This is a genomic window from Acidovorax sp. LjRoot204 (assembly GCF_056175785.1).
Window position 1 is genome coordinate 1 of the sequence record NZ_JBGFFF010000166.1, and the last position, 9,055, is coordinate 9,055.

Annotated in this window: 7 protein-coding genes; 3 read left to right on the top strand and 4 right to left on the bottom strand. The window is 66.0% G+C overall.

What is annotated here, in order from left to right; genetic code table 11:
• On the top strand, positions 1-783 hold a 783-nt coding region (locus AC04MI_RS20950), incomplete at its 5' end, for a DUF72 domain-containing protein (protein WP_476498598.1).
• An 18-nt stretch (positions 784-801) separates the two neighbouring features.
• On the opposite strand, the gene AC04MI_RS20955 is transcribed toward AC04MI_RS20950, so the two are convergent.
• Complete coding sequence (locus AC04MI_RS20955) at positions 802-1,827, bottom strand: diguanylate cyclase (protein WP_146871978.1); 1,026 nt, start codon at positions 1,825-1,827, stop codon at positions 802-804.
• Between the two features lie 317 nt (positions 1,828-2,144).
• Between AC04MI_RS20955 and AC04MI_RS20960 the strand changes: the two genes are divergently transcribed.
• Both AC04MI_RS20960 and AC04MI_RS20965 read left to right on the top strand, forming a co-directional pair.
• Entirely contained in the window at positions 2,145-3,056 is a 912-nt protein-coding gene (locus AC04MI_RS20960; RefSeq protein WP_233193766.1) for a sensor domain-containing diguanylate cyclase, read from the top strand.
• Between the two features lie 152 nt (positions 3,057-3,208).
• The gene (locus AC04MI_RS20965; protein ID WP_099730434.1) at positions 3,209-3,883 is read left to right on the top strand and encodes a BON domain-containing protein; all 675 of its coding nucleotides are present in this window, start codon (positions 3,209-3,211) and stop codon (positions 3,881-3,883) included.
• A gap of 80 nt (positions 3,884-3,963) precedes the next feature.
• Here the strand turns inward: AC04MI_RS20965 and AC04MI_RS20970 are convergent, their stop codons facing one another.
• The 3 genes from AC04MI_RS20970 to AC04MI_RS20980 all read right to left on the bottom strand — a co-directional run.
• On the bottom strand, positions 3,964-4,668 hold the full coding sequence (locus AC04MI_RS20970; RefSeq protein ID WP_099730435.1) for a Crp/Fnr family transcriptional regulator: 705 nt from the start codon (positions 4,666-4,668) through the stop codon (positions 3,964-3,966).
• 212 nt (positions 4,669-4,880) lie between these two features.
• On the bottom strand, positions 4,881-5,555 hold the full coding sequence (locus AC04MI_RS20975; protein ID WP_099732129.1) for a Crp/Fnr family transcriptional regulator: 675 nt from the start codon (positions 5,553-5,555) through the stop codon (positions 4,881-4,883).
• A 226-nt stretch (positions 5,556-5,781) separates the two neighbouring features.
• Positions 5,782-9,055, bottom strand: a 3,274-nt coding sequence (locus tag AC04MI_RS20980) for a glycoside hydrolase family 94 protein (RefSeq protein WP_476498599.1), incomplete at its 5' end; no start/stop codon positions are given.

The following is a 9,055-nucleotide window of genomic DNA, read 5'->3' on the forward strand; positions in this document are numbered from 1 at the left end:
CCGCTGATGCGCACGGTGAGCATCGACCGCAGCTTCTACCGACCGCTCACGGTGAGCCAGTACGAGCGCTATGCGTCGCAGGTGCCCGACGACTTCCGGTTTGTGGTCAAGGCGCCCAGCGTGGTGACGGATGCACTGGTGCGCAGCGAAGACGGACGCGGTCGCCAGCCCAACCCGGCGTTCTTGAGCCCCGAGCTGGCCCGCAGCGAATGTGTGGAGCCGGCGCTCCAGGGCCTGGGCCACAAGCTGGGCGCGCTGGTATTCCAGCTCAGCCCCCTGCCGCTGGCGCAGCTGGATCGCATGCCCGCCTTGCTGGATCGCCTGCGTGCCATGCTGCTGGCCCTGCCCCCGCTGGCACCACTGGCGCCCGATGGGGTGATTGCCGTGGAGGTGCGCGACCCCGAGTGGCTGACGCCCGACTTTGCGGCCGTGCTGCGTGAAGCGGGCGCCACCTATTGCCTGGGGCTGCATGCCAAGATGCCGCCGCTCCCCGACCAACTGCCCCTGCTGCGTGCTCTGTGGCCTAGCCCGCTGGTGTGCCGCTGGAACCTGAACCCTGTGCACGGCCCCTACGGCTATGAAGAGGCCGAGCGGATGTACGAACCCTACGACCGCCTGCACCACCCCGACCTAGACACCCGGGCGGCACTGGCCGCAGTGATCGCAGGCATCACAGGCCGTGGACAGAACGCCTTCGTGACCATCAGCAACCATGCCGAAGGCTGTGCGCCACTCACGGTGCGGGGCGTGGCGGAAGAATTCGCTCGGCTGGCGGCCAGGTAAAACTCGACCCACCCGGTTTTATTGCTCCGGCGCCTGCTCGATGCGGTTGCGGCCGCCTTGCTTGGCACGGTACATCGCGCGGTCCGCGCGGCGTACCAGCTCTTCGGCCAGCTGCTCGCGCTGCGGCGCCATGGTGGCCACGCCGAAGCTCACCGTCACGATGCCCCACGGCGCACCCTCGTGCGGCAGGGCCAGTGCCCGGATGGCTTGCTGGATGTGCTGGGCCATCTCCAGGGCGACCTGGGCATCGGCGCCGGGCAGCAGCACCACAAACTCCTCGCCGCCAAAGCGCGCCACCAGGTCGCCATCGCGCCGTCCCCCGGTCTGTGCCAGCGTCAAGGCCAGGGACTTCAGGCAGGCATCGCCCGCCAGATGACCGTAGTGGTCATTGAAGTGCTTGAACACATCCACGTCCAGCATGATCAGCGACAGCGGTCCGTGGGCCCGTTGTGCGCGAGCCCATTCATGGGCCAAGGTCTGGTCAAAATGGCGGCGGTTGGCGATACCGGTCAGGCCGTCAGTGTTGCTGAGCAGCTGCAGCTGGTTGTTGGCCTGGGCCAGCGCCTGGGTGCGCTCATCCACCAATGTCTGCAGCTCCTGGTTGCGCTGCTGCAGGCGGCTGACGGGGTACACCTCGCCGTCTCGGGCCAGTCCATACGGGATGGAGATGCTGCTGTGCGCAATCTTCCAGTCATCGCCCTCCTGCCGGAAGACGAGCACCAAACGGGCGGTCTCGCTGGCAAACAGCGGGTCGGGGTTGGGCAGGTGGATGTGGAAAAACGCGGTCACGGCCAGCACATCGGCGCCCAGTTCCTGCGGGAACAGGTCCAGCACCTCGATGCCGATGCGCCCGGGCACCTGCGCAAAGTCGGTCTGCGTGATGTCCACCCATTCGCTGCGGGTTTTGATGAGCTTGTCGCTGCTGCCCGCAAAGCCGCTGAAGTTCTCGCTGAAGCGATCCACAAGCCGGGCATCGCGCCCGGCATACATCTCGATGTACTCGTCGAACAGCATTCGGATGAGCCGTTGGCGTTCTGGTGACATGGGACGGTTCCTTGGCGGGGACGGAAGGTGCTGGGCAACGGCCTGAAACGCTTTGCAAAGGCGCTGCGCCCGCGGCAGCTAACGCTTCGAACAAATGTAACACCTGCAACACTGGCCTTGCCAGCGCCGCTTACCACGTTTATGTGCGCTGCCAGACAGTACGCGTCCCTTGCAGCAAGCAGACTCTGCCACTGTCAAATCACTGTTCAGATGCCTTGGCGGGCCCGCCAACCGCTTGACCTGGTGAGGCAGGCACACCGGAGCGGCGTCGGTGTTGTGGCTCACACCGTCTTCGTGCCGCGAGGCGGACACACCTGATGAATCGTATGGACAGCAACCAAAGACCATGGGAGTGGGGCAAGGCCCTGGCGGCCACTTGGCCCACAGCAGAACAAGTCCAGCGCTGGAAGCTGTGGCTGCGTTCGCTGCAAGTGAAGTGGGCACAAGGCCCCGGCCCCCAGCGCGGCCGGCTGTGGATGGCGCCCCCATCGCATGCCAATCAACGCCCGGGCGAGCCCAGTGTGAGCACCTGTGTGGCAGCCATGCAGCAGATGCTGCAGGTAATGGCGCGTGAAGCCGCCGAACGCCACGCCCTGGAGCGCGCCATGGAAGACACTCAGGCGGCATTGACCCAGGCGCTGGCCGATTTGGACCGCGTGCGCAACGGTGAGCGCCTGGCGCGACACCAGGCGCTACACGACGAGTTGACCAACCTGCCCAACCGGCGCCATCTGCTACAGCGCCTGGAAGACTTGCTGGGCCAAAGGCGCTCCCTGCAACCCGGGCCGACGGTGCTGTTCATCGACCTCGACCACTTCAAGACCGTGAACGACACCCACGGTCACGGCGTGGGCGACGAGGTATTGCGCATCACAGCCGCCCGACTGAACGCCGCTGTGCGCCATGGCGACCTGGTGGTGCGCCTGGGTGGCGATGAGTTTGCCTGCCTGCTCCGAGGTGTGGCGGACGAAGCGCCGCTACACCAGTTGTGCGCCAAGCTGCTGCAGGCGGTGTGTTGCCCCATGAAGATTGGCCACTTGCAACTGCTCGTGCGCCCCAGCATCGGGGTGGCCATCTGCCCCCAGCATGGCACGCAGGCAGACGCCCTGCTGGCCTGTGCCGACGCAGCCATGTATGCCGCCAAGCGCGAGCGATGCGGCTACGCTTTCGGGACAACGAGCAAAACTCTCAGTACCAACAACGCAGATCGCTCACAGCCGCCAGCCTGATTTTTGGTGCTCTGGCCCGTCTCTGCGACTCGCAACAGCTGCTGACAGGCCGGTGGGTACGGTTACGAACAGACAGGTGCAACACGCCAGCGCACAGTGCAGATAACGGCTCCCCGCCTGGGCGGCCGGGCTTTTCAAGGGACTGTTTCACCATGCGCCACCTGCCATTCCAGCCAACCCACCACCCGCTGCTCAGCAGCCTTTGCGCGGTGCTGGTGGTACTGACGGTGCTCCCGCTGCAGGGCTGCAAGCGCAGCGACATGGTGACCCAGTGGGCGCCCGCCAGCCCATCGCCAGTGGCCTACCTGGAAGACGGTGTGATCACCTCACGCGTACGTGCCGCGCTCATCCTCTCGCCAGTGGTCAACAGCTACAACATCAGCGTTGAATCACACCAGGGCGTGGTGCTGCTCAGCGGCATGGCCGCAGACCCCACACAGATCGATCTGGCCGTGTTTGTGGCGCAAACGGTGCCTGGTGTGAGTTCAGTGGACAGCTTCATGTTCTCGACGGGCGCAGCGCCCGCGCAGGCAGTGCACCAGGGCCACACCCCGGATCTGGAGGCGCTGCGCGCCCGGCAACTGAGGAATGCAACACCCAGCTCGCAGTACCAGCAACGCCACGCCCCACCACCCGTTGCCGATGAGCCCACTGACCCCGCTAGCGAGGTGTATGCCGCCGCCAATTCAGCTCCATCTGCGCCGGAGCCCGCCCCCGCCACCGACACCTCGGCCACAGGCATGCCCTACCAGAGTCGATGGGTGCGCCTGGCCCACAGCGTACTGGGCATTCGCAGCATCCAGGACGAGCTACAGATCAAGCGCTGACCAACGCTTCAATACAGGCACAGCGTGGCTGGACAGAGCACTGAGCACGCCCGAGGACAGAGCCCAACGCTCCCCCGCTATCACCCCACGCGCGGCCGCAGCAGCCGCTGATAGATCGCCTTGTCAGCCGCATAACAACTGCAGGCCTCGGCCTCCAACGCTTTGCGGTTGAGCACCGTGAGTTCTCCCCGGTGGTAGGCGATAAGACCTGCATCCTGAAAATGCCCTGCCGCCTCGGTCACGCCCACGCGGCGCACGCCCAGCATCAGGGCCATGAATTCCTGGGTGACGTGAAAACACTCTGAATGCGATCGGTCCTGCATCATCAACAGCCAGCGCGCCAGGCGCGGCGCAATCTGGTGGTAGCGCTGGCATGCCGCCGCCAGCGTCTGCTGGTGCAGGCGCGCCAGCAGACAGGCCTGGAGCAAGGCCTCCAATTCGGGAATCGCGTTGATCTGCGTGCGCAACTGTTTGGCGCCAATGCGCCAGCTGGACCCGGCGCCCTGCACCAGGGCCCGCCACGGCGTGGCCGCCAGGCCCAGGATCAGTTCCGAGCCCAGCATGGTCTCTGCCCCCACCATGCCCACCTCCAGCGGAGGGTGGCTGTCCACATCAATGACCAGCGACAAAAAACCTTCGGTCGGGAAATGGGCATGCGCCAATGGTCGGCCGCGGGTGCTCAGTTCGGCTGACAGTACCAGCTCAAAGGGCTCGCAATGCTGCAGCAAACGCTCGCGCGCCGCAGTCGGCAGTTGTTGAAGAAGGGTGTTGTCTTTGCTTTGCATTGCGGGGCCTTGGGCTGCTGTCCGCACTGCACGGGAGTGCAGCGCCAGGACCCCTGCGCAATGCCTTGCCTTGCGCAAGGTGGAGCCCAGTGTGGGTGGCTTTGCGCGGTGCGACTGTCTGCCAGCGCACACAGGGTGCAGGCGCTGTTCGACGTCTTCATCCCGCAGGATCAGAGGGGGACCACTTCACACTGTCTACCAGGTCGGCGCCCCTAGCTCGCCACGACCAATGGCAGCAGTCGGTCGTATTCCTTTTTGACCACCTCATAACACTCGCAGGTGCGGCGCTCCAGCCCCGGGCGGTCCAGCACATTGATGTGCCCGCGCGCATAGCTGATGAGGCCCGACCGCTGCAGCTTGAGTGCGGCCTCGGTCACCCCTTCGCGCCGCACGCCCAGCATGTTGGCGATCAACTCTTGCGTCATGATCAACTGGGTGCTGGGCAAACGGTCCAGACTCAGCAGCAGCCAGCGGCACAGTTGCTGGTCCAACGAGTGGTGGCGGTTGCACACGGCGGTTTGTGCCATCTGGGTGATGAGAGCCTGGGTATAGCGCAGCAATAGGTGCATGACCGGGCCTGCATGTTCAAACTCGGCCTTGATCACATCCGCACGCAACCGAAAACCCGTCCCCGCACTTTGCACCACTGCCCGGCTGGGCGTGGTCCCCCCGCCCATGAAGATCGATATGCCTACCAGCCCCTCAAAGCCCACCACTGCAATCTCCGCAGACGCGCCGTCCTCCAGCACATAGAGCAGCGACACGATGGCGCTGGTGGGGAAGTACACATGCGGCATGGCCACGCCCGACTCGTACAGCACCTGTCCCAACGCCAGCTCTACAGGTTCCAGCAATGGCAGCCAGCGCTGCAGATCGGGCTCAGGCAAGGCTGCCAGCAACTGGTTTTGAAGGGGGATATTGGAGCGTTTGATGGTGGCACCTTGGTGTATCGCGGTGCTGGGCCCCTGCGGCCCTGCCTACCGCCTGGGCATGCCGCAAGTTTGTGGCAGCGCGCCGAACAATGTCTGTACGGTATCGTACATACACACAATTACCAAATGGCTGATGTCAAGGTGTGGTGCGAGTCCACAAGAGAGGCACTCTGCGCATGCCCTACCCAGGCAACGGAATCACAAAACACTGGCCATCGGGCCCGTCACCCCAGCGTAGCCGCTCGCCCACCTGCAACCATCGGGCATCCGGTGGGACGTTCGACGGCAAGACCGCTGAGGCTCCTGCGGCAACGCGCACCAGCACAAACCGCAGCGTGCGTCCTGAACGCACCAGCGTCAGCTCTGAACCCGGCCAGTGTGACGGCAGACAAGGCGTGAAGAACAGCTCTTGCGCCCGCATCTGCAGCCCCACGATGGACTCCACCGCCGCCCGGTGCAGCCAGCCCGCCGCGCCGGTGTACCAGGTCCAGCCGCCGCACCCCACAAAGGGTGGTTGGCTGTAGATGTCAGCCGCCATCACGTAGGGCTCCACGGCATACACCGGTCCCCACACCGGGTGCTGGGCCCGGTGCGCCGGACTCAGGTAGGTGAAGTAGCGGTAAGGCATATCGAACGCACCGGGGTGCTCAGGCTCCTGCAGGGCCAGTTCTGCAGCGGCCATTAGCGCCCATACGCCGCCATGGGCATACTGCCCGCCGTTCTCGCGCACGCCGGGCGGGTARGCCTGGATGTAGCCCGCGCTAGGTGAAGCATGGCGCAGCGGGGGCGCCAGCAGCTGGATCAAGCCTGCTGCGGGGTTGACCAGATGCGCCTCGACCGCGTCCATCGCATGGCGCTGCCGTGCAGGCTTTGCTGCGCCCGAGAGCACTGCCCAAGCCTGCGCGATGAGGTCAATGCGACCTTCGTCCCGCGTGTGGCTGCCCAGGGCCGTGCCATCGTCAAAAAAGGCGCGCTGGTACCAGTCACCGTCCCACGCCTGGTTTTCCAGTGCCACGCGCCAGCCGGTCAGGGCAGCGTCCCAGCGCTGCACCCGATTCAGATCGCCCAGATCGCGGGCGATCGGAATCCAGTCGGTGACGATGGCGCACAGGAACCACGCCAGCCACACCGATTCGCCGCGCCCACCGTCGCCCACGCGGTTCATGCCGTCGTTCCAGTCGCCGCCGCCCATCAGCGGCAGGCCATGTGCGCCGGTGCGCAGGCTGCGGTCTATGGTGCGGGCGGCATGCTCGTACACACTGGCCGTGGTGGCGCAGGCGCTGGGGGATTCGTAGATGTCTTCCGCCCCGTCGGGGATCGCAGAACCTTCAAGGAACGCCACCTGCTCCTGCAGCAAACCGTGGTCTGCGGTGCGCTCCAGGTAATGCGCGCAGGCAAAGGGCAGCCACAACAGGTCATCCGAGAAATGGGTGCGCACCCCGGCCCCGCCCGGCGTGTGCCACCAATGCTGCACATCGCCCGCTTCAAACTGGCGCGATGCGCACAGCACGATCTGTGCGCGCAAGGTGCCCGGCTGTGCCCAGGCCAGCGCCATGGCATCCTGCAACTGGTCGCGGTAGCCGGTGGCACCACCCGCCTGGTAAAAGCCCGCCTTGGCATACAGGCGCGAAGACACCGTCTGGTACAGCAGCCAGCGGTTGACCAGCACATCAAACAGTGGATCGGGCGTGGCCACCTGCGTCGCGCCCAGCAGGAGATTCCACTGGTCGAGGGTGGCCTTCTCTCGCGTGCGGGCCGCAACGGCCATGGCCTGGGCGCCCAGCGTGCGTGCCGCAGCCTCGGTGGGGGCGTAGCCCATCAGGTACACGCGCTCAAACATCGCCCTGGCCCGCAAGGTCACCAAACGCGACAACGCTGCACAGGGGTCCAGCCCAAAACCGCTGCGCTGTCCCAGTTGCAGGGGCACCACCAAATCGCCCTGCGCATCGAAGAACTCGCGGCGGTCGCAGGTCCAGTCCAGGCTGTCATTGGCACGGTCGTCCGTGCCCGGCCCAGCCGAGGCCTCGCAGAAAAAGGCCGTGCCCCCGCCCAAGCCCGCAGCCGCCTCGGTCTGCGTGCACAACAGGCCCAGCAAGCGGCCATCGGGCAGTGGTGCAAAACACGGTGCGGTGGCCAGCGTGGCGCGGTCGCTGCGCTTTTCACCCATCATCCACTCCACCATGCCCACCAGGCGCAAGTGCTCGCGCCGGTTGCCCAGGTTGCGCACCTGCACAAACACCTGTTTGATGGCCGTGATGGGGTCCACACACCAGCGCACCACCACCTCCAGTGCGCCTCTGCGGTGGCGGATGGTGGTGGTTCCCTGGGCGTGCTCCACGCCGTACACCACATCGGCAGCGCCCCAGGCCGAGGGCGTCAGGCTCCACACCTCGCGCGTGCGGCGGTCCTGCAACAACAGCCATTCGGCGGGCGGGTCAGCCACCGGGTCATTCGACCAGGCGGTGAGCTGGTTCAGGCGGCTGTTGAGCGCCCAGGTGTTGCCCGCGCCAGTTTCCGACACCATGGCTCCCAGCTGCGCATTGGCCAGCACATTGACCCAGGGTTTAGCAGGCCGCAGCGTTGCCGACACTTCAAACCCAAAGGTACCTGTCACCGGTGCAAAACCGCCCACCGGCGCGGGCACCTGGGCGCTGCCCTGGTGCGTGGGTACTTCGTCCGTGGCACCGCCGCGCCAAGGGCTGGTCATGGACACCCCATGGGCGRCCACCCAGGCCTTTACCTGGTGCATGAGGGCATGGCCATCAGCATGGAGGGTGATGCGGGCCRGGCTCGCCAAGGTGCCCAGCTGTTCAGCCGACAGCTCATCGAGCCGCAGCACCCGCAGGCTGGTCACCGCCGGGCCGGTGTGTGTGGCGAGGTCGGCATCGTGGTGTTCGCGCAGCAGCGTCAGCTCGCGCTGCAAGGGCATATGGTACGAGTGAGACTCACTGCTGAGCACCACCAGGTCGCAGGCCACGCCGCCATGCGCCCATTCGCGCAGCGCCTGGGCCAGCGTGCGCAGCAGGCCCATGCCCTGGGGCGATCCGGCCATCACCAGCACAATAGGCCGGTCACCCGACAGGCCCAGTTGCCACAGCGTGCGCCGGTCACACACGGGACGGGCGGCCTGGGCCTCGGTCAGCACACCCAGGTGGGTGCTGTGGACCTTGGGCAGCGTGAACACCAGCGCCGTGGTCAGTGCCTGCAGCGCGGGTAGGTAGTCGCGGTGCGGGCGGTGCGATGCCCACTGGATGCTGGCGAGCGTGGCCGACATGGCCGATGCCCGCTCCAGATAGCTGGGCTGGCGGTACTTGTCGATGATGGCCAGCAGCGTGGCTGGGTCTGGCGATGCCGCCGTGGCAAACGTGACACAGGCCTGCGCGCCGGGCGCAATGCGCAGCATCACGCCCATGGCGGCTACGGGGTCCAAGCCCGTGTCCAGCGTGGCGGGCACC